Source organism: Bacillus cereus group sp. MYBK220-1 (assembly GCF_051916445.1).
Lineage (GTDB): Bacteria > Bacillota > Bacilli > Bacillales > Bacillaceae_G > Bacillus_A > Bacillus_A cereus.
The window spans coordinates 152,101-173,386 of sequence record NZ_JBQAGQ010000008.1 but is presented as its reverse complement, the minus strand read 5'-3'; the positions used below and the strand labels follow the sequence as shown (position 1 = coordinate 173,386).

The following is a 21,286-nucleotide window of genomic DNA, read 5'->3' as shown; positions in this document are numbered from 1 at the left end:
ATGAGTCTTTATAGACTTATTTTTTATGCCTGGATACAAAGAATATAGGATAAATGCTAGAAAAGAAAGTTGGCATATATTTTGCAATAAAAAGAGAAAACAATGTAAAGAAAAGGATGGGGTACGCAATGAACACAAAAAAATTTGCTAAAGTAAATGAACAAATTCCAGGACCGAAAGCGGCATCTTTATTAGAACGCCGTCAAAATATAGTACCAAAAGGAGTAAGTAACGGCATCCCAACGTTTGTACAATCTGCCAATGGTGCTCTTGTAACAGATGTTGATGGCAATCAGTACATTGATTTTGCAGGAGCAATCGGGACAATTAACGTAGGGCATTGTCATCCAACGGTTAAAGAAGCGCTCCATAAACAAGTCGATCAATACATTCATACTGGATTTAACGTCATGATGTATGAGCCATATATTGAATTAGCAGAAAAGGTTGCGGCATTGGCACCAGGAAGTTTCGATAAGCAAGTCCTGTTTTTAAATAGTGGTGCAGAAGCAGTTGAGAACGCGGTGAAAATCGCTCGTAAATATACGAAGAGACCTGGTATTATCGCATTTTCTAAAGGTTTCCACGGGCGTACATTAATGACAATGACGATGACAAGTAAAGTGAAGCCATATAAATTTGGGTTTGGTCCCTTTGCTCCAGAAGTATATAAAGCGCCATTTCCATACGAATACCGTCGCCCAGAGGGATTAACGGAAGAGCAGTATGATGATTTTATTATTGAAGAGTTTAAGAACTTCTTCATATCGGAAGTAGCACCAGAAACAATTGCAGCTGTTGTAATGGAACCTGTTCAAGGGGAAGGTGGATTTATCGTCCCAAGTAAGAAATTTGTTCAAGAAGTACGCCGCATTTGTTCAGAGAACGGCATCTTATTTGTAGCGGATGAAATACAAACAGGCTTTAGTCGTACAGGAAAATATTTTGCAATTGATCACTATGATGTCGTTCCAGATTTAATTACAGTGTCTAAATCATTAGGTGCTGGTGTACCGATAAGTGGTGTCATTGGACGTAAAGAAATTATGAATGAGTCTGCACCAGGTGAACTTGGTGGAACGTATGCAGGAAGTCCATTAGGATGTGCGGCTGCATTAGCTGTTCTCGATGTAATAGAAAATGAGAAATTAAATGATAGAGCGATAGAATTAGGAAAAGTCGTAATGAACCGATTCGAAGAGATGAAAAATAAATATCATTGCATCGGTGATGTGCGTGGGTTAGGCGCAATGTGTGCATTTGAGGTCGTTCAAGATCGTAAGACGAAAGCACCTGACAAAACGTTAACGGCTAATCTATGTGCAGAAGCAAATAAGCGTGGGTTACTGTTATTATCAGCAGGGACATATGGAAATGTTATCCGTGTGTTAATGCCTTTAGTTATTACAGATGAGCAACTTGAAGAAGGTTTAACAATAATTGAAGAATCATTGCAAGCTTGTTATGAGCAAACAAACATCGCTCGCGTTTAAAAACTGAAGTATAAATAGCAAACATTCTAGCTGACTCTATGTTAAATGCAGAAAATTCACTTTATAATAAAGGTAGTGAAGTGGATCGATGGATTTGAAGTTAGGGGTGGCTAGGATGGTTGCAGAAAAGGAACGAGTGTTAATGGATTTAAAAGATGTATTTGAATATGCGTTTGACGAAATTTTTGTTACAGATGAGCAAGGGATCGTTGTACGTGTAAATAGTACATGTGAAAGGCACTACCAACTAGCTGCAGAAGAGTTAGTTGGTAAGCATGTAAAAGAACTACAAAAGGATGGAATCTTTTATCCATCAGCGACATTAGAAGTGATTGAAAAAAAGAGGCCAATTGAACTCGTTCAAACTACAAAATCAGGAGAGTATTTACACGTTCGTACAAGGCCTGTTTTTGATGATGAGGGAAATTTAAGAAGAGTGATTAGTTATTCTCGCGACCTTACTGAACTCTATCAATTACGTCAAAAGGTAGAGGAAATGGATAATCAGCTAAAAACATATAAAAAAGAATTAAGAGAAACATATGAGCATGAAGGACTTATTTTTAAAAGTCTAGCTATGCAAAAAATAGTCGATACAATCAAAAAAGTATCTGTAGTGGATAGTACTGTTCTCGTTTTAGGCGAGACTGGAGTAGGAAAAAGTCGATTAGTACGCCATTTACATGAAGTGAGTCACCGTAAGTATAAAAGTTTCTATGAAATTAATTGTGCGGCATTGCCAACTAATTTAATTGAATCGGAGCTTTTTGGATATTCAGGTGGATCTTTTACAGGTGCGAATCGTGAAGGGAAAAAGGGACTATTAGAATCCGCGCATAAAGGAACTCTTTTTTTAGATGAAATCGGTGAAATGCCGCTTGAAATTCAAGCGAAGCTTTTGCAAGTATTGCAAGAAAAAACATTTCGTCCTATAGGCGGAAGAGAATTAAAAAAAGTGGATGTTCGAATTGTGGCGGCAACAAATAGAGATTTAAGCGAGATGGTGAAACAAGGAACATTTCGGAAAGATTTATACTATCGTTTGAATGTCATTCCAATTGCAATTCCCCCGCTTAGGGAAAGAACAGAAGATATTTTGCCGCTTATTTATCATTACTTGCAGCACTTTAATAAAAAGTACGGACGTGATGTGAAACTAGCGCCGAGTACGTTACAAATGTTTGTTGGATATCCGTGGGAAGGGAACAATAGAGAAATAGAGAATGTAATTGAGAGAATTGTTATTACTGTTGATGATGTTGTAACGGTAGAGGATTTGCCACTCTCTATGCAAGAGGCTGCAGTTGAACAATCGGGACAAAGCCTTTATAAAATGCTGGAAGAGGTAGAGAGAAATATAATTCTTAAAGCGTATAAAACGTATGGATCAAGTTATAAAGTGGCTGAGTTTTTGCAAATTAGTCAATCTGCTGCTACTAGAAAAATTAAGAAGTTCATAGAGGAGGAAGAAAACATTGGATAAAAAGGCGACTTTCGTAAGTATAGATAAAAAGGCGATGTATATAAATGGTGAGTGGATTACACTACAAGAACAAATTGAAGTAAATAATCCTGCGACGAAGGAAATATTTGCAACTGTACCAAAAGGCGGAGTAACAGAGGCAAAGCAAGCTGTTGATGCTGCACATGAAGCTTTTAAAACGTGGTCTAAGTTAACGGCAGCAGATCGTGCCACGAAGTTAAAAAAGTGGTTCATGCTTATTGATGAAAATAAAGAAGAGATCGCAACGATTATGACGAAGGAACAAGGAAAGCCGTTTGCAGAAGCGCTTGGTGAAGTAAATTATGCAAATAGTTTTGTTGAATGGTATGCAGAAGAAGGGAAACGTGTATATGGTGAAATGATTCCTGCTTCTCATCCGAATAAGCGCATTTTAGTTATGAAGCAACCAGTTGGCGTTATGGCAGCTATTACACCTTGGAACTTCCCGGCAGCGATGATTACGAGAAAGGTAGCCCCAGCGCTTGCAGCAGGCTGTACAGCCGTTGTGAAACCGGCAAGTCAAACGCCATTAACTGCATTGAAATTAGCTGAATTAGCCCATGAAGCAGATATTCCAAAGGGCGTAATCAATATCGTAACAGGTAGTGCAAAAGCAATTGCTGATACATGGATGGAAGATGGTCGCGTTCGAAAAGTGTCCTTTACAGGGTCAACGGAAATCGGGAAAGAGTTAATGGCTAGTGCGGCGCAAACGATGAAAAAAGTTTCGCTTGAGTTAGGGGGACACGCTCCGTTTATCGTAATGAATGATGCAGATTTAGATAAAGCAGTAGAAGCGGTGATTGGTTCGAAATTCCGTAATGCAGGACAAACGTGTATATGTACAAACCGAGTATTCGTTCAAGAAGAAGTATACGAAGTATTTGTAGAGAAGTTCCAAAAGGCAGTAGGGCAGTTGAAAGTAGGAGACGGTTTCGGTGACGGAACGACTGTCGGGCCACTTATTGATGAGAATGCAGTTTCAAAAGTACAAGAACATATTGAAGATGCTATTCAAAAAGGTGGAACAGTTTTATATGGTGGTCAAAAGGTCGTAGAGTTAGAGGGACATTTCATTCAACCGACTGTAATTGGGTTGGCAAATGATACGATGCTTTGTATGAATGAAGAAACATTTGGGCCAGTGGCACCAGTTGCGAAATTTAAAACAGTTGATGAAGTAATCGAACGTGCAAACAATACACCATACGGTTTAGCTGCGTATATTTTCACGAAAGACATTAGCCAAGCATTCCAAATTAGTGAAGCGTTAGAGTACGGTATTATCGGTCTAAACGATGGTCTTCCATCAGTTGCACAAGCACCATTTGGTGGATTTAAAGAAAGTGGTATCGGTCGTGAAGGAGGCCATTTCGGCATCGAGGAATATTTAGAAATTAAATATATTTCATTGGGACTATAAGTAGTATACTAGAATCTCTATAAGGTAACAGAGAAGGAGATTCTAGTATGGTATATTGGCTATTATTACTTGTTACAATTATTTTTGAAGTAGCTGGAACAATTGCGATGAAACTATCAAATGGTTTAACAAAGCTCGTTCCAAGTGTACTGATTTTCGTGTTTTATGGAATTTGTTTCAGCGTGTTTGCCATCGTTGTGAAAAAGATTCATTTAAGTATTGCTTATGCTATTTGGTCTGGCGTTGGAACATTACTTATTACAATCATTAGTGTGTACTTTTTTAAAGAGCATATTAGTTTATTTCAAGCATTTTGTATTCTTTTTATTGTTTTGGGTGTCATTGGGCTTAAGGTTTCATCGGCATCATGAAAGCTATCTTTTGTAGAAGATAGCTTTTTTCTATTTGTGCAGTTAGCAATTAATACGACAAAATATGACAAGAAAGAGTAAAGCGTTTTGTTATGATACATATGAAATATTGTCTTATGTGGAGGAAAGAGTATGTTAAAAAAGGTAAGTCAAATTGTTTTAATTTTTGGCATAGCTTTTAGTTTAAGTGCTTGCACTGAGACTAAAGATAGTAATGAAAGTAAACAAGAAGATGTTCAAGATAAAGTGTATAAAATAGGGGAGACAGTAGACGTAGATGGTTTGCAAGTAACTATCGATTCAGTTAAATTAGGATATCCGGATTATGATGAGAATAAAAAGAAAGAGGAGATTTTGGGGATTATTTTCAAAGTAGAAAATAATAGTAAAAAGGAAATACCTTTTGCATTTTATGAATTTGAGATTACCGATAAGAAAGGTACAAGATTTAAAGAATATAATAACCCTGATAGCTTTATTAGTAAAAAGTTAGCACCAGATGAAAAAATTCAAGATATCATGCTATTTGACGTAGCGAAAGAAAATACGTATATCGCTACGTATAGACCGGAGTTTACGCATGAAAATAGAACGATAAAATTTGAATTGAAACCAAATAAATAAAGAAACACATTGGATTATCCAATGTGTTTCTTTATGGTAATAAATTTAAAACGCCCAGTTACCTTTACGGAAGATAGGCTCATGTCTGCCATCAGCAGTAATACCGTCAATATCAAGCTCAGCTGATCCAATCATGAAGTCGTTGTGTGTGATACTAGCGTTTGCGCCGTTTTCAGCAAGTTCTTCTTTAGACATTGTTTTTCCGCCAACTAAGTTAAATGCATAAGCATTTCCGATTGCAAGGTGGCAAGATGCATTTTCGTCAAATAGTGTATTGTAGAATAAAACATTTGTGTTTGAAATTGGTGAGTCATGAGGCACTAAAGCTACTTCTCCTAAGAAGTGAGAACCTTCATCTGTTTCTACTAAATGTTTTAAAGCTTCTTCACCAGCTTCAGCTTTATAGTCTACGATACGCCCGTTTTCAAATGTTAACGTGAAATTATCGATAATATTACCTGCAAATACTAACGGTTTTGTACTAGAAACTTGGCCGTTTACACCTGTTTTAAGTGGCATTGTAAATACTTCTTCAGTTGGAATATTAGCCATAAATGGTACGTTCTTTTCATTTAAGCTACCAGCACCAGCCCATACATGTTTTTCTGGAAGTTCGATTGTTAAATCTGTTCCAGGACCTGTATAGTGAAGAGCTTTATAATGCTTTTCGTTTAAGTAATCTACTTTTGTATGTAATGTTTCATCATGTTCTTTCCATGCTTCTACAGGATTTTCTAAATCAGCACGAGTAGCTTTGAAAATAGCATCCCATAACTTTGCTTCTTGTTCTTCTGGCGCTACGTCAGGGAATACTTTCGCAGCCCATTCTTTCGTAGGAACAGAAATGACACACCAACTTACTTTATCGGCTTGTACGTAATCACGGTATACTTTCATCGCTTCTCCAGCTACTTTATGAGCTGTTGCAATACGCGATGCTTCTACACCTTTTAATAAATCAGGGTTTTCTGCATAGATAGACATAAATGCAGCGCCTTCTTTTGCTAATTCTTCACGAGCATGTGCTTTCCAAGATGGAAATTCAGCGAAAGCTTCTTCAGGAGCTAGATCGAACTTTAAGCGTGTTAACGTCTCATCATTCCAATCTACATATACGTGTTTTGCACCAGATTTATATGCTTTTTCTGTAACGAGGCGTACAAATTGTACAGCTTCAAGAGGTGCACTAATTGATAAAGTTTGTCCAGGTTGAATATTAACACCAACATTAACTGCAAGAGCAGCATATTTCTCTAACGTTTGTTCAAATGACATATGTATAATCTCCTTTAATTTGAAAGATTTCTTACTATATATAATACAAGAAAATTCTAAAAATATATATAAATATAAAGTAAAAAGAGAGCTCAAAATGTATTGAGCCCTTATATTTACTTAATTGAAGAAGCAAACTGCTCTACAGTCGTTGTATGGTGTATACGAACGCGCTTCATCTTTAACAATTCATCAGGTTCACCCTTCGTAATGAATTGCCCAGGCTTTGTCGTCGTCGCAAATTGATAATACTTCTTCGTTTCTGTAACAACCTTATCATCTACATGACCGAATGGATAAGCAATCGCGATAACAGGCTTACCTGTTATTTTTTCTAGTTTTTCTTTTGAACCTTTTAACTCTTCCTCATAGTTTGTAATTTTTGGTAAGTCTGCATGTGTTGCAGTATGAGATTGCACCGAGAAAATGCCGGAATCAACCATTTCTTTTATTTCAGAAGTAGACAATGCTCCTTCTACATCAACGTTATCAACAATCATATATTCTGTTGCTGCCGGTTTAAAAGTATCATCTTTTAGCTTTTGTAAAACGCGAAATGCATTCATATTATTTTTCATACCGTCATCAAATGTAACGAAAATCGGCTTATTTACTTTATTTATATCGCCCCAGCGTTCAAACGTTAAAAGCGTATAACCATTGTCTTTTAAATGTTTCATTTGTGCTTCAAAGTTAGCTGGTGATACGAATAAGTCTTTAATACCTTGACCATGATAATCATCGATTGCGTGATACATAAGAACAGGAACCTTTTGTTCGAAAGTAATAGTAGATTTCGTAAGCGGGATTGTTTTCCCATATTCTTTCATTCCTGTTGCTTCAATTTGGAACTCACCGCGTTTTCCTTCAAATTCTTTTATGTCAAAAGGAATTGTAAATTGTTTCTCCTTTTCTTTAGAAGAAAAAGATTTAGCACGTTCCTTTCCATCAGCTGTGCGCCAAATTTTATATTGCACTTCATTTAAAGAATCTTTTAAGTCTGTAATATGAATACTTGTGTTTGTAGATTCGTGTGTGATGGGAGTATAAGAAATTTTACCTTGTTCTTGTAGAGTCTCTTTTTGTATAGCTACTTCTTGAACCTTTTTCTCTTTTTTAGGTTCTTGGCTTACATTGCTAGTATTGCAGCCTGCTAGAATGGCAGACGTACATAAAGCAATTGCTGCGTATTTTCTCATAAAAATCACCTTCTATTGTGTAGTATGTTGCATATTGACATTAAAATCCCCACCGCTATAAGAGTGGTGGGGATATACCCTTGTTCATCATATCATTTGAAGAAAATGAGGGAAATATGATTTTTAGGAGGCTATTAAGGTAATAGATTAGTGACTTTGAATAGATGTATTTTTTTGTTTCTTATTAGAATTAATAATAATATAACCGACTACAAAGATAAGAGGAATAATGAAGACATAGATAGGCATTCCCCATACATAATAGCTTTTCAGCGTTAAGACTAGTAAATGTAAGAAATCGAAAAGGGCGTGAATTTTCATAAGGTCCTCCAATGTTTTTTACAAATTATAACATTTAACGCTTATTATTTGTATAATTTGGAAAGTTATTTAAGCTAATTTTAAAGTAAGAAGAAGACATATTAATATGCAATTTTGCATAAGGATATGTATTTAATTAAAATATAAAGATTTTATACTATAATGAAAACCGCTATAAAACTAAGTAAGAATAATGTATGGAGTGGAGAATAGAAATGAAATATAAAAAAATAATATATATCTTTTTCATATCGCTATTTATAGTTGGTTGTCAAAGTGAAGTGAGTAAAGCGAATAGCGTGGAAGAGTATATTCCATCGCATCTTATGAATGCGGAAGTGACGGCGGATATTATGACACTAGAATTTCCTTATGAGATAAAAGAGAAATTAGAGAAAATCGGAAATAAAATGAGCAATAGTATTACAAATAATTTAGATTGGTATTTGAAGTATGCCGAAGAAGAAATTATACCGAAAAAAACGTTTCCTTATCATCAAAACTTAGGTATTACAAAAGAAGAATATGATTTTATGATAGATAAAATGAATAATACAGAATATGTAAATACCAAAGACGGAAAACTCTTTTTTAAACAGAAAGATCATGAAATTCAAATTCTCTCTGATGAAAATTTGAAGCTAATTAAAAATATTCGAATTGATACAGAGAAGAATATAATTAAAACTCCTTTAGGAGAATGCGAATATGAAGGTGAAATAAAGGCGTCGGATGAACAAAAAGCTACTGGTCCATGGAGTGGGAAGATGTGGACTTTAAAAAGCGATGGATTACTTTATCATTTTTCATTAGGAAAGTTAAAAAACATAAACAAATCTATCATTTACATTTCAATAAAAGGTATATATAAAGATAGGATTATCAATACAGAAGAAGCAGTTGAATTTCACTCGATTTCATAAAGAATCAAAAAAATCACCTTACTCGTTAAAGTAAGGTGATTTTTTATTAAATAAACAATCCAGCGATTGTCGCAGATAAAATAGAAGCAAGTGTTGATGCAAATAGCATTTTCCAACCAAATTTAGAAACAACGCTTCCTTGTTTTTCAGAAAGGGCACGGATTGTACCAACGATTGCACCAATTTGGCTAATACTTGCGAAGCTAATTAAGAATACTGTAACGATTCCAACTGTACGTGGAGCTAATGTTGTAGCTGTGTCTTTTAAATCAAGGATTGCTACAAACTCATTTAAAACAATCTTTGTACCCATAATACCACCGGCTGGGATAATATCTTGAGTTGGAATACCCATTAAGAATGCGAATGGAGAAAGTATATAACCGAAGATTTGTTGTAAAGTAACAGCATGTCCCATTGCGCCTGAAGCTGCACTAATTACGTAGTTTACAACTTCCATCACACCGATAAAGGCGATCATTAATGCGGCAACGATACCAGCTACTTTTAAACCATCAAGCGCACCGTTAATCATTGCGCCGATAAAGCTGTCTCCGAATAGAGTTCTATCAAATTTTTGAATCACTTCATCTTCTTTCTTCGTATCAACTGGTGTTAATAACGAACAAACGATTAAGCTTGAGAATAAGTTTAGCGGAAGAGCTGCCAGTACGTATTTTGCATCTAACATCATTACGTATGATGCTGTAACAGAAGCAGAAACGGAGCTCATCGCAGAACAACAAATGATAAACATACGATTTTTATTGAAATGCTGTAAATCGTTTTTAATAACGATTAACGCTTCACTTGAACCGAAGAATACAGAGTTTACTGCGTGGAATGACTCAACACGTGGTAAACCAGTGATTTTTGAAATAGCACCGCCGACAACGCGAACGATGAATGGTAAAACACCTAAATAACTAAAGATTGAAAGTAGTGCTGAGAAAAATACGATAATTAATAATACGTTTAAGAAAAAGACAAAATCTCTGTGAATTCCATTAAAGAGAAAATCGACACCTGTCGTACCAAGTTTAATTAGTTTGTTGAAAACTTTACTAATGAAAATAATGATTTGTTGACCAATCTTTGTAGCAAACATAAACCAACCGATTAAAATTTGGAAACCAATCATAATTGCAATTGCACGGAAGTTGATTTTACTTTTGTTGTTTGACAAAGCAAAACATAAACCTAACACGGCAAGAATACCGATAATGCTCATTACATATTGCATGTAGTTGCCCCTTTCAGAAGTTCGTATAAAGTTTGTACATAAAACGCTCGTTATATTACTAAAAATAAAAGAACGAGGTTTTATGTCATACGTAAGATGTCTGACCTTTTAGAAAAATAAAAATAAAAAAAGACTCATATGGATTCACTTTCATCTATGAGAGAAAGCTAATCAATATGAGTCCTTTTTTGCGCATAGGCTAATATTCATTAGTTTTCCCCATAGTCCAGCAATTTAAGGTTGCCGGGTAGAAACTCTCGATCCATATTATCAAGTATATATGAGGTAACATCGTCCGTATTAAATTAGTAGTAGCGTAACATTAACAGAGAAGTATCGTCAATAGCTTTTTTTCTTCCAATAGAAAAAGACCATATAAGTATGATAAAATGTAACGCAGTGTTATGAAAAAGAGAGGTCGGAAAATGAGTACTAAAATGACGCCACCAGTTGAGAAAAACGAGTTTATAGATGTAGTATTTGAAGATTTAACACATGATGGTGCCGGTGTTGCGAAAGTAAAGGGCTATCCTATTTTCGTTAAAAACGGATTACCAGGTGAAGAAGCGCAAATTAAAATTATTAAAGTGAAGAAAAACTTCGCATTTGGCCGTTTAATGAAGCTTCATACAGAAAGTCCATATCGTAAAGATGCTGAATGCCCAGTATATAATCAGTGCGGCGGTTGTCAGCTTCAGCACTTAACTTATGAAGGACAATTACAAGCGAAAGAAAAACAAGTACGTGACGTTATGCAGCGTATCGGAGGACTAGCTGATGTTCCTGTTCATCCTGTACTTGGCATGAAGAATCCGTGGGTATACCGTAATAAAGCACAAGTACCAATCGGAGAACGTGAAGGCGGACTTGTAGCTGGTTTTTATCGCCAAGGAACGCATGACATCATTAATATGGAATCATGCTTAATTCAGGCAGAAGAAAACGATACATTAATCCAAGAAGTAAAACGTATTTGTGAAAAGCACGGTATCACTGCGTACAACGAAGAGCGTAACAAAGGAACACTTCGTCACGTAATGGCTCGTTACGGACAAGTAACAGGGGAAATTATGCTTGTCTTCATTACACGTACAGCAGAATTGCCGAACAAAAAGGCAATCATTGAAGAAATTGCAGCGAAATTCCCAGAAGTAAGATCAATCGTTCAAAACGTAAATACGAAGCGTACAAACGTAATTTTCGGAGACAAAACGACAGTATTATACGGATCAGAATATATTTATGACTTTATCGGTGACATTAAATTTGCGATTTCAGCACGTTCATTCTATCAAGTAAATCCAGAACAAACGAAAGTGCTATACGATAAAACGTTAGAATACGCAAAATTAAATGGTAACGAAACAGTAATCGATGCCTATTGCGGAATCGGATCAATCTCGTTATTCCTAGCGCAAAAAGCGAAAAAAGTGTACGGCGTTGAAATCGTCCCAGAAGCAATTGAAGACGCAAACCGAAACGCAGCACTAAACAACATGACAAACGCTGAATTTGGCGTAGGAGAAGCAGAAGTAGTCATTCCAAAATGGTACAAAGAAGGCGTAATCGCCGACACAATGGTCGTAGACCCACCGCGTAAAGGCTGTGACGAAGCATTACTAAATACAATCATCGACATGAAGCCAAACCGCGTCGTATACGTATCGTGTAACCCAGCAACATTAGCACGTGATTTAAAAGTACTAGAAGAAGGCGGATATAAAACACAGGAAGTACAACCTGTTGATATGTTCCCGCATACGACGCATGTGGAGTGTGTGGCTTGGCTTAAGTTGGTATAATAGGAAAGCAGTTGATATAGGGGAAATCTATACCACCTGCTTTTTGGTTTACAAAAATACCATTCATAAGCGATTTTAGTTAAAATAAATATTGCTGATTTTCACAAATTATAAATTGAGATTTTGAAATTGTATTCATAGTGAGAGGATTTGAATTTGAAATGATAGATAATTTTTGGCGTGAATTACCACGACCATTTTTCGTACTTGCACCAATGGAAGATGTGACAGACGTTGTTTTCCGTCACGTAGTAAGTGAAGCAGGTCGTCCGGACGTATTCTTCACAGAGTTTACAAACTCGGATAGCTATTGTCATCCAGAAGGTATGAAAAGTGTACGTGGCCGTTTAATTTTTACAGAAGACGAACAGCCGATGGTGGCACATATTTGGGGAGACAATCCCGAATACTTCCGTCAAATGAGTATTGGTATGGCAGAACTAGGATTTAAAGGCATCGATATTAACATGGGTTGCCCAGTACCGAACGTTGCATCAAGAGGAAAAGGTAGTGGCCTTATTCTACGTCCAGACGTTGCGGCAGAACTTATCCAAGCAGCAAAAGCGGGCGGACTACCTGTCAGCGTAAAAACACGACTTGGCTTTAAAGAGTTAAGCGAGTGGGAAGATTGGTTAACGCACATTTTCAAACAAGATATTGCAAACCTTTCTATTCACTTACGTACAAGAGAAGAAATGAGCCAAGTAGATGCGCATTGGGAACTAATTCCGGAAATTAAAAAATTACGTGACCGTATCGCACCAAATACGTTAATAACAATCAATGGAGACATCCTTGATCGTAAAATGGGGCTGGAACTTGCTGAAAAATACGGCATTGATGGCGTAATGATCGGACGAGGCATCTTCAAAAATCCATTTGCTTTTGAAAAAGAGCCAAGAGAGCATAGCAGTAAAGAGCACCTAGATCTTTTAAGACTACAACTTGATCTTCAAGATCAATATGCAGAAGTACTGCCACGCTCAATCACAGGGCTTCACCGCTTCTTCAAAATTTATGTAAAAGGCTTCCCTGGAGCTGCTGAATTGAGAAATCAATTGATGAGTACGAAATCGACTGATGAGGTGCGTGGATTGCTTGATAAGTTTGAGGCTAGTGTTGGTGAGGCACAGAATGGTGAGACGGTTTAACTTTTAAGCAGTTAAATCATTTCATATGTAGTGCATGACATGAGTGAGTTGAAAATAAGTGCAGAGCTGGAAAAGAACAGTGTATTTGAGAAATCAAAACACTGTTTTTTTTCTTTTAGTTAATGTTAAGAGAGAAATCCTTTTATAGGCATATAAAAAACATGTAAGAGCGCTGTAGATACAATGATAGAGAAAAGTTCGGGTAAGACTATAAAACATATCTTTAAAATGTTAAAGTATTAATTTAGCGGACAATAATTAAAAGGTTAGATTAAACATGATAATTTAAAGTAGGTTATAGCATAAACTTTAACCGCTGAATAAATAATCAACATTTCAGGAGGGAAACCCAATGGCAATGAGCAACAACGATATATTAAAAAGAGTACGATACGCTTTAGATATAAAAGACATAGATATGGTAGAAATCTTTAAACTTGGCGGGATGGAAGTAACGAAAGAAGACGTAGTTGATATGCTTACAAAAATAAAGAGAGCTCCTCAGCATGAAGCTGAAAATGATGAGGTAGCTGAAGATGAGTACGTAAAAACATGCGATATGATGATGTTAGAGGCATTTTTAAATGGATTTATTACTTTAAAAAGAGGAAAGCAAGATCCGAAACCAGGGCAGCCTGCACCTGTACAGAGCAAGGAGAGTGCCAATAACCTTCTTCTAAAGAAAATGAAAATCGCACTATCTTTAACGAGTGAGGATGTACTTGATATATTAGATAGCGTAGGCGTTACGGTAACAAAAGGAGAGTTAGGCGCTCTATTAAGAAAGAAAGGCCATAAAAATTACAAAGAGTGCGGCGATAGATACGCAAGGAATTTCATTAAGGGATTAGGTGTAAAGTATAGAGGATAATAAGCTTGCTAAAGCAGTAAATGATATAATAGGTAGAGTAGGACGTTCGTATCCTACTCTTTTTTATTTGTAAAAATACTATGCTAGGTGATGAAATGGTACATACATATTTAGGTGAGACAATTAATTTTCATATAACTTATAAGAAGAAAAAGTCCGTGCGTCTTTTTGTGGATTCGTATGGAAATGTGGAAGTGCAAGCTCCGAAAGGAACACCTGTTGAATACTTAGTCCAGTTGCTAGAGGAGAAGTGGGATTGGATTCAGGCAACACGTAAGGAAATGCAGGAGAGAGCGCTTGGACCACAGGAAAAGGACTATGATCAAGGAGAGGGCTTTCTATATTTAGGAAGTACGTATCCGATACAGATTTCCCAAGATGCAAGCATTGAGCAAGACAATGCGATTTTTGAAGGGGATAAGTTACATATTTATGTGAAAGAGCTTAAGGATGAGAAAATACAACAAGCTTTAAAACGATTTTACTATAAGCAGTGTAAATCTTTAGTAGAGAAGAGTATTAAAGCGCATCAAAGTAATTTCAAAACAAAACCACGTTCTATTCGTATTACAGATAGTAGTCGTACTTGGGGTACTTGCGATTCGAATTTACAACTAACATTCAATTGGAAGCTAGCAATGGCACCACAGCGAGTAATTGACTATGTAGTTGTTCATGAAATGTGTCATATGGTTCATTTAAATCATGATCGATCTTTTTGGCGTCTTGTCGGGAAGATAATGCCTGATTATAAAGAAATGGAGAATTGGTTAGCGTTATCTAGTTGGAAGATGACGGTTTAGGAAGGGATATCGATTTTTGTCTGTAAATCGATATTTCTTGTCGAATCGTTGATATATTGTGAGTTTTGATAGATATATTTTAAAAATCGTTGATATATTGTAAGTTATGATAGATATATTCGAAAAATCGTTGATATAATTTCATTTACCACAGGATTGTTCAACAAATCGAAAAGAGAAGAGGTCACAGCAGACATCTCCTCTTTTCGAGTATATAGATTATCGCCCAAACTTCACAATGAAAGTATCTGCTGTTTTCTCCATCTCATACCCACGATACCCCTCCGAAAGCAAAGCCTGCTGTCCACTAGCATCACTCATTAGAATACTTTGAATATCCGTCCAATCGCTTTCTTTATCTCCGCGCAATTCCTTCACAAAAACATACCGCAGATTACCACCATACTTCTCCTTCAGCGCAGCAATCGCCATCCCTTGCGCAAACTTATCCTTCAAACTCGGGATGTTAAAAGGAGCAACGGTGCAGCATACATAATCATATTTGCTGTCTTCTTTTTGCAATTCGTCCATGATGACGTTTGCTAATATTTTTTGCATACCATTTCCTCGGCAGTTCGGATGAACGTTTGAGATTTCTTGATAGATGACGCGGTGCAGTTCACTTTCTGATAGACCAATATCAAGCCCTAAATGTTCATCGTCGATAGGAGGGACGAGTAGAGCGCGAAATGCGATGAGTTCGTTTTCGATAAAAGCACCGATCATCATGCCGTTTCCTTCTAGAATGTATTGAAATTCTTCTTGTGAGAGTGGTTGTAAACGACTTTTATCTTCTAGTGCTTCAACTACGATGTTTTGTAGTGATAAAATTTGTTCGATGTGCTCTAGTGATAGTAATGTAACGTGAAATGATTCGTTATTTTGTTTTAATGTTCCTTCGTATAGAACCGTCATATGATAGTCCTCCTTTAGCGTACAACGTCTTGAAAGACGGTTAGTTCTTGTAGTGTATCTTCGTTTATTTCAATGCCGAGTCCCGGCTTTTCGTTTAAGCGAATGAATGGTACATCGTAATGTAAGTTTCCAATGTCTTTTGTGAATTTTAATGGTCCTGTTAGCTCTACGCTCGTAATGATTTTCTTTGAGAAAGCGACATGGAATCCTGCGGAAGAGGCAACAGATGATTCGACCATTGATCCCACTTGGCATTCAATGCCTGCCATTTCTGCTTGATGAGCGAGCTTTACAGCTGGATATATGCCGCCGCATTTCATTAGTTTTATATTTACTTTATCAGCAGCTTCTAATTTAATAATTTGGCGCATTTCACGAGAACTTTTTAATCCTTCATCAATCATAAGCGGGAGGTCTGTTTTAGAACGAATATGAGCCATGGCATCAATATCGTCCGCGATAACAGGTTGTTCAATCCAGTCAATGTTTAAATGTCCTAATGAACGTAGTGCTGTTAATGTGTTTGCGCTATTTTTCCAGCCTTGGTTTACATCAACGCGAATAGCGATGTCATTTCCTACACGTTCTCGTACAGCTTCAATACGTTTTACATCTTCTTTTACATTTGTACCAACTTTCATTTTGAAAGATTGGTAACCTTTTTGAATCATAGAAGCAGCTTCTTCAGCCATGTTTTCTGGATCGGCAATACTTAAAACGTGAGTGACAGGGAATTCTTCATGGTAGCGCCCGCCAATTAATTGATATACAGGTTGATTTAGTTTTTTGCCCATTATATCAAAACAAGCAATATCAATTGCGGCTTTCGCTGTTGGAACACCGTAAATTGTATTGTCCATCATGTCGTGTATTTTTTCGATATTCATTGGATTTTGCCCGATTAGAGCAGGGGTTAGCGTATGTTTTAAAGTATGGAAAGTACTTTCCCATGATTCACCTGTGACGTGATCATCAGCAACGCCTTCACCGTAACCGATAATACCTTCATCCGTTTCCATTTTGACGATAATAGAGGGCATATCAGAATAAGAGCCATAACTAATAACAAACGGATTGCGAAGCGGTAAACGAATTGCGTAAAGATGAATAGCTGTAATTTTCATTGAATAGAAACCCCTTCCTGTTTACAATAGTTTTATACATTTGATATAGTTGACGTTAAATAGTCGTTAATTAATGATAAGGAGTTAGAGAAAATGATGATAAAAATTGCAGTTGTCGGTTCAAAGGAGTTTATGGAGAACCTTTTTCCTATTGCTCAAAAATTAGAAGGAATAGAAATTGATCCATATATTTACCTTCATCCGGCGGAATCTTCTGAACTATTAAAGTGTTTAAAGCCTTGTGATGTCATCTTTTTCTCAGGTGCTTTACCTTATTATATGGCAAAAGAAATAAGAGAACAATTACGAATTCCAAGTACATACTTACAGCAAGACGAGACAACTGTCGCATCTTCAATTCTTTCTATCATGTATCATCAAAGTATTCAACCACATAACATTTCCATCGATTTAGTAGACCGCTCGTTTATTACAAATGTGTTCCATGATATCGGTATAAAAGAAAGCCCGCAAGTGTTGGATTATGAAAATATGCTGTGGAGTAAAGATGAGATAAATAGAGTTATCGATTTTCATGTAGCTAAATATCAATCTGGAGAGGCTCATTTAGCTTTAACTAGTATTCACGCTGTTTACGACGAGCTTCAAAAAATAGGTGTTCCTTCAGAGCGTATGATTGATCCAACACAATCCATTATACATGGGCTAAAAGATGCAAAAATAAAAGCTGAGTTAGCAAAAAGCTATTCAGCTACTGTTGGTGCTTGTATTATTTCTTCCTTAGAATTACGAACGAGTTTGCTTGAAAAACTAGATGTCATTTCAAAAGAACTACGTGGTTCATTTAAACAAGTGGATGAAATGACATGCATTTTGTATACAACTCGTGGTGATATCGAATCAATTATTAAAACAAATGCGATAGATAACTTGTTTGCGAGCGTAGAAGGCACGATAGCTATTGGATTTGGTTATGGGAAAACCGTGAAAGAAGCGGAGCAAAATGCAAAAATTGCTCAAAGTTTTGCAAAGAACAATCCAATAGATCGTTGTTTTTATATACTAACAAGTGATAAAGATTTGTTTGGTCCGTTCCCGAAAGAACAGAGAGTACAAAGTTTGAAAAATGATAATCCGGAACTAATGAAAATAGCGAAGGAAACAAAGCTTAGTCCGGCCAACTTGTCAAAAATCATTCAATTTAGTCAATCGCACCCGTCATTGAAGTTTACAGCAGCTGATCTTTCTGAGTACTTACAAGTGACTCGAAGATCGACAGAAAGGTTGTTAAAGAAATTAGTTGATTACGGGTATGCTCATATTTGCGGCGAGGAAATGCCCTATCAACAAGGGCGACCTCGCGCACTATATGAACTGAATTTACCGCTATTTTTAAGCTTCTAGTTGAGCTTTTTGTTTCTTTAGTAGTTCTGCTTTTTCAATGTCTGATAGTTTTACAATTGTGAAGCCTGTTATACCATAAATGATTGAGATAATAGGTACGATGAAATTCAAAATAGCATAAGGGGCATATTCAAATGCACCTACGCCAAGTGTAGCGAGAATAAATACACCGCACGTATTCCAAGGAACGAAGACAGAAGTTAATGTTCCGCCATCTTCTAATGCTCTGGATAAGTTTTTTGAATGTAGTCCTTTTTCTGTGTATGCATTTGCGTACATTCTTGAAGGGACAACAATTGAAATATATTGTTCAGAGCAAGTAAGGTTTGTTGCAAAACAAGATGCGATAGTAGAAGCGATAAGCCCTTTTGCTGATTTCGCTAACTTTAAAATTTGATTTACAATTGAGCGAAGAATACCTGTATGTTCTAATACTCCTCCGAAAGTCATAGCGACAATTGTCATAGAGACTGTATTCATCATCGAATCTAAGCCACCGCGGTTAAATAGTTCGTCTACTAGTTTGTTTCCAGTGTCTATAACAAATCCAGCTTGGAGTGCACCGACAGATGCTGATACAGAACCACCTTGAATAAAGACTTGTGATAAAAATCCTAAAATAATACCGACGAGAATCGCTGGTATGGCAGGGACTTTTTTAGCGACCAATACCATAACGACTACGGGTATAATGAGTAGGAAAGGTGAGATAACAAAGTTTTGTTGCAATACTTGTAACGTTTGATCGATGCTCTTCGCATCAATATTGTTAGCGCCGAAGCTTCTTCCTAAGACCGCGTAGACGATAAGAGTAATAATTAAACCTGGAACTGTAGTAAATAACATGTGACGAATGTGTGCGAATAAATCTGTATTTGTTAATCCTGCGGCTAAGTTAGTTGTATCTGAAAGCGGTGACATTTTATCGCCAAAATAAGAGCCTGAAATAATGGCACCAGCAACCATTGGAGCTGGGATTCCCATACTTAGGCCAATTCCCATTCCAGCAACACCAATTGTGCCCATTGTAGACCAAGAGCTACCAATTGCTAATGCTACGATAGAACAAATGACGGTAATGGAAACTAAAAATAGTGATGGAGTTAAAAGTTTTAAACCGTAATAAATCATCGTTGCGACGATTCCACCGCCAATCCAAGCACCAATTGTTAAGCCAACAAGAATAATAATGACGATAGCGGGTAATGCAAGACGAATCCCTTTATACATTGCTTCTTCAAGATCATTCCATTTGTAACCGTAACGCCAAGCGACAATAGAAGCAACGGTTGTACCAATAATAAGTGGAACGTGAGGGGGTTGTTTTAATACAACAATTGTAACCATCATAACTGCAACGGTAATGATAATAGGGATAATCGCTATTCCAAAAGGTATTTCTTTTTTCATAAAGTTCCTCCTTGTTACGTATGTTTGTTTGTATTTTTAGAATTGTCGTAAAATAGACGTTTATTAGGTTATGATAACTAAAAGTTTATGTAAGCGTCAACATAAAAAACAGAAAATAAGGAATGTTCTAGTTGTTTGTTTAGTTTGTAATATAAGTGCAGAGTAAGCTTTTTAAGTATTTAAAAATAAATAATTGACTTTTTTCTTAAAATTCAATATGTTCATAAAAACATCTGTTTTTCATAAGTATAATTAACCCGAATCGTTTGTAATGTGGGAAGGAGACTGGAACGTTGAAAACATTAGAACTACAAGAGCGCTTAACGGAGATTTTTCAGCATTTACACGAAAACCCTGAAGTAAGTTGGAAAGAATATGAAACGACAGCGTATATTACTGACTTTTTAAAAGAAGAAGGAATTTCATATAGAACATTTGATGATTGTCCAGGTGTAATTGCTGAGATTGGAGGCGGGAATCCAGTTATTGCGATTCGTGCTGATATGGATGCACTTTGGCAAGAAGTAAATGGAGAATTTAAAGCGAACCATTCATGTGGCCATGATGCTCATATGACCATTGTAATGGGACTTATTTTACAATTGAAAAATATGAGATGGAAAAGTGGTACGGTTAGATTTATTTTTCAGCCAGCAGAAGAGAAGGGTAATGGTGCTTTGAAGATGGTGGAGAAAGGTGCTGTAGATGATGCTGATTTCTTATTTGGCGTCCATCTGAGACCAATTGAAGAACTATCTTTGAAACAAGCAGCCCCATCTATTCGTCATGGAGCAGCAGGATTTTTAGAGGGTATGATTCATGGGGAGGATGCACACGGGGCAAGACCACATCAAGGTGTGAATGCAATTGATGTCATTTCCATGATTAATATCGGTTTGAAAAATATCTGGCTGCCACCGCAAAGTTCTTATTCAGTAAAAATGACGAGATGCCAAGCTGGTGGTGATAATTTAAATATTATTCCGGGAAATGGTCATTTCAGTTTAGATGTAAGAGCAGAGAGTAATATACTATTAGAAGAATTAAAGAAAAAGATTGAGCATGTAATAGAATCAGCTGCATCGATGGGATCAAAAACTTCATACGAATGGATGGATCTTGCACCAGGAGCAGAGGTTTCCGAAGAAGCAGAGCGCTTTATGCGTAAAGGTATTCTCGAAGTGTATGGGGAAGAGAGATGCACAGGGCCTCTCTATACGACAGGAAGCGATGATTTCCATTACTATACAGTGAAAAGACCACATTTAAAAGCTGTCATGCTTGGACTAGGAGCAGACCTACAACCTGGATTACACCATCCGTATATGAGGTTTGATCATAGTTGTATTATGGATGGGGTAGAAATATTGAAACAAACTGTATTGAAAGTGTTAGAAGACAGGGGCTAGAGAGCTCCTGTTTTTTTGTCGTGAATTGTCGGCAAATCGATATATTTGAAAAACCGTTGA

18 protein-coding genes and 1 riboswitch are annotated in these 21,286 nt (G+C 36.6%); of the genes, 12 read left to right on the top strand and 6 right to left on the bottom strand.

What is annotated here, in order from left to right:
- Positions 1–128: 128 nt before the first annotated feature.
- The 5 genes from gabT (at position 129) to ACTFRU_RS24805 (ending at position 5,415) form a co-directional block, all read left to right on the top strand.
- Positions 129–1,493: a 4-aminobutyrate--2-oxoglutarate transaminase gene (gene gabT, locus ACTFRU_RS24825; RefSeq protein ID WP_088859351.1), complete on the top strand. Its 1,365-nt coding sequence runs from the start codon at positions 129–131 to the stop codon at positions 1,491–1,493.
- 115 nt (positions 1,494–1,608) lie between these two features.
- Entirely contained in the window at positions 1,609–2,976 is a 1,368-nt protein-coding gene (locus ACTFRU_RS24820) for a sigma-54 interaction domain-containing protein (protein WP_440037946.1), read from the top strand.
- A complete protein-coding gene (gene gabD, locus ACTFRU_RS24815; protein WP_088859352.1) occupies positions 2,969–4,420 on the top strand; it encodes an NADP-dependent succinate-semialdehyde dehydrogenase in 1,452 nt (483 codons plus the stop codon). Before ACTFRU_RS24820 ends, gabD begins: the two co-directional genes overlap by 8 nt.
- Before the next feature lie 47 nt (positions 4,421–4,467).
- Positions 4,468–4,791 carry a DMT family transporter gene (locus ACTFRU_RS24810; RefSeq protein ID WP_000263262.1) on the top strand — a complete coding sequence of 108 codons (324 nt, stop codon included), beginning with the start codon at positions 4,468–4,470 and terminating at the stop codon, positions 4,789–4,791.
- A 132-nt stretch (positions 4,792–4,923) separates the two neighbouring features.
- Positions 4,924–5,415, top strand: coding sequence for a DUF4352 domain-containing protein (locus ACTFRU_RS24805; protein ID WP_000915109.1), 492 nt, complete (start codon positions 4,924–4,926; stop codon positions 5,413–5,415).
- 45 nt (positions 5,416–5,460) lie between these two features.
- Here the strand turns inward: ACTFRU_RS24805 and ACTFRU_RS24800 are convergent, their stop codons facing one another.
- Complete coding sequence (locus ACTFRU_RS24800) at positions 5,461–6,690, bottom strand: aminopeptidase (protein ID WP_000007349.1); 1,230 nt, start codon at positions 6,688–6,690, stop codon at positions 5,461–5,463.
- 116 nt (positions 6,691–6,806) lie between these two features.
- The gene (locus tag ACTFRU_RS24795) at positions 6,807–7,889 is read right to left on the bottom strand and encodes a polysaccharide deacetylase family protein (RefSeq protein WP_440037945.1); all 1,083 of its coding nucleotides are present in this window, start codon (positions 7,887–7,889) and stop codon (positions 6,807–6,809) included.
- A gap of 536 nt (positions 7,890–8,425) precedes the next feature.
- Here ACTFRU_RS24795 and ACTFRU_RS24790 point away from each other — a divergent pair.
- Positions 8,426–9,133 carry a hypothetical protein gene (locus tag ACTFRU_RS24790; protein ID WP_336456648.1) on the top strand — a complete coding sequence of 236 codons (708 nt, stop codon included), beginning with the start codon at positions 8,426–8,428 and terminating at the stop codon, positions 9,131–9,133.
- 46 nt (positions 9,134–9,179) lie between these two features.
- Here ACTFRU_RS24790 and ACTFRU_RS24785 read toward each other — a convergent pair whose 3' ends face one another.
- The gene (locus ACTFRU_RS24785; RefSeq protein ID WP_001200490.1) at positions 9,180–10,376 is read right to left on the bottom strand and encodes a NupC/NupG family nucleoside CNT transporter; all 1,197 of its coding nucleotides are present in this window, start codon (positions 10,374–10,376) and stop codon (positions 9,180–9,182) included.
- 202 nt (positions 10,377–10,578) lie between these two features.
- A riboswitch (purine riboswitch) is annotated at positions 10,579–10,680 on the bottom strand.
- Between the two features lie 121 nt (positions 10,681–10,801).
- Here ACTFRU_RS24785 and rlmD point away from each other — a divergent pair.
- The 4 genes from rlmD (at position 10,802) to ACTFRU_RS24765 (ending at position 15,003) form a co-directional block, all read left to right on the top strand.
- Positions 10,802–12,178 (top strand): 23S rRNA (uracil(1939)-C(5))-methyltransferase RlmD, encoded by a 1,377-nt coding sequence (gene rlmD, locus ACTFRU_RS24780; RefSeq protein ID WP_440037944.1) that lies wholly within the window; start codon positions 10,802–10,804, stop codon positions 12,176–12,178.
- Positions 12,179–12,339: 161 nt separating this feature from the next.
- Positions 12,340–13,329 carry a tRNA dihydrouridine synthase gene (locus tag ACTFRU_RS24775; RefSeq protein WP_000566710.1) on the top strand — a complete coding sequence of 330 codons (990 nt, stop codon included), beginning with the start codon at positions 12,340–12,342 and terminating at the stop codon, positions 13,327–13,329.
- A 352-nt stretch (positions 13,330–13,681) separates the two neighbouring features.
- Entirely contained in the window at positions 13,682–14,200 is a 519-nt protein-coding gene (locus ACTFRU_RS24770) for a DUF1456 family protein (RefSeq protein ID WP_001251702.1), read from the top strand.
- 95 nt (positions 14,201–14,295) lie between these two features.
- Positions 14,296–15,003: a M48 family metallopeptidase gene (locus ACTFRU_RS24765; protein ID WP_000233742.1), complete on the top strand. Its 708-nt coding sequence runs from the start codon at positions 14,296–14,298 to the stop codon at positions 15,001–15,003.
- A gap of 219 nt (positions 15,004–15,222) precedes the next feature.
- On the opposite strand, the gene ACTFRU_RS24760 is transcribed toward ACTFRU_RS24765, so the two are convergent.
- Both ACTFRU_RS24760 and ACTFRU_RS24755 read right to left on the bottom strand, forming a co-directional pair.
- Positions 15,223–15,918, bottom strand: coding sequence for a GNAT family N-acetyltransferase (locus tag ACTFRU_RS24760; protein ID WP_290102095.1), 696 nt, complete (start codon positions 15,916–15,918; stop codon positions 15,223–15,225).
- A 14-nt stretch (positions 15,919–15,932) separates the two neighbouring features.
- Positions 15,933–17,042: a mandelate racemase/muconate lactonizing enzyme family protein gene (locus ACTFRU_RS24755; RefSeq protein WP_000704493.1), complete on the bottom strand. Its 1,110-nt coding sequence runs from the start codon at positions 17,040–17,042 to the stop codon at positions 15,933–15,935.
- A gap of 93 nt (positions 17,043–17,135) precedes the next feature.
- On the opposite strand from ACTFRU_RS24755, the gene ACTFRU_RS24750 reads away from it, so the two are divergent.
- Entirely contained in the window at positions 17,136–18,407 is a 1,272-nt protein-coding gene (locus ACTFRU_RS24750) for a hypothetical protein (protein WP_000972811.1), read from the top strand.
- Here ACTFRU_RS24750 and nhaC read toward each other — a convergent pair.
- The gene (gene nhaC / locus ACTFRU_RS24745; protein WP_086410814.1) at positions 18,396–19,817 is read right to left on the bottom strand and encodes a Na+/H+ antiporter NhaC; all 1,422 of its coding nucleotides are present in this window, start codon (positions 19,815–19,817) and stop codon (positions 18,396–18,398) included. The two genes, ACTFRU_RS24750 and nhaC, sit on opposite strands and share 12 nt — an antisense overlap.
- A 293-nt stretch (positions 19,818–20,110) precedes the next feature.
- Between nhaC and ACTFRU_RS24740 the strand changes: the two genes are divergently transcribed.
- Entirely contained in the window at positions 20,111–21,226 is a 1,116-nt protein-coding gene (locus ACTFRU_RS24740) for a M20 peptidase aminoacylase family protein (RefSeq protein WP_000853516.1), read from the top strand.
- The last annotated feature ends 60 nt before the right edge of the window (positions 21,227–21,286 follow it).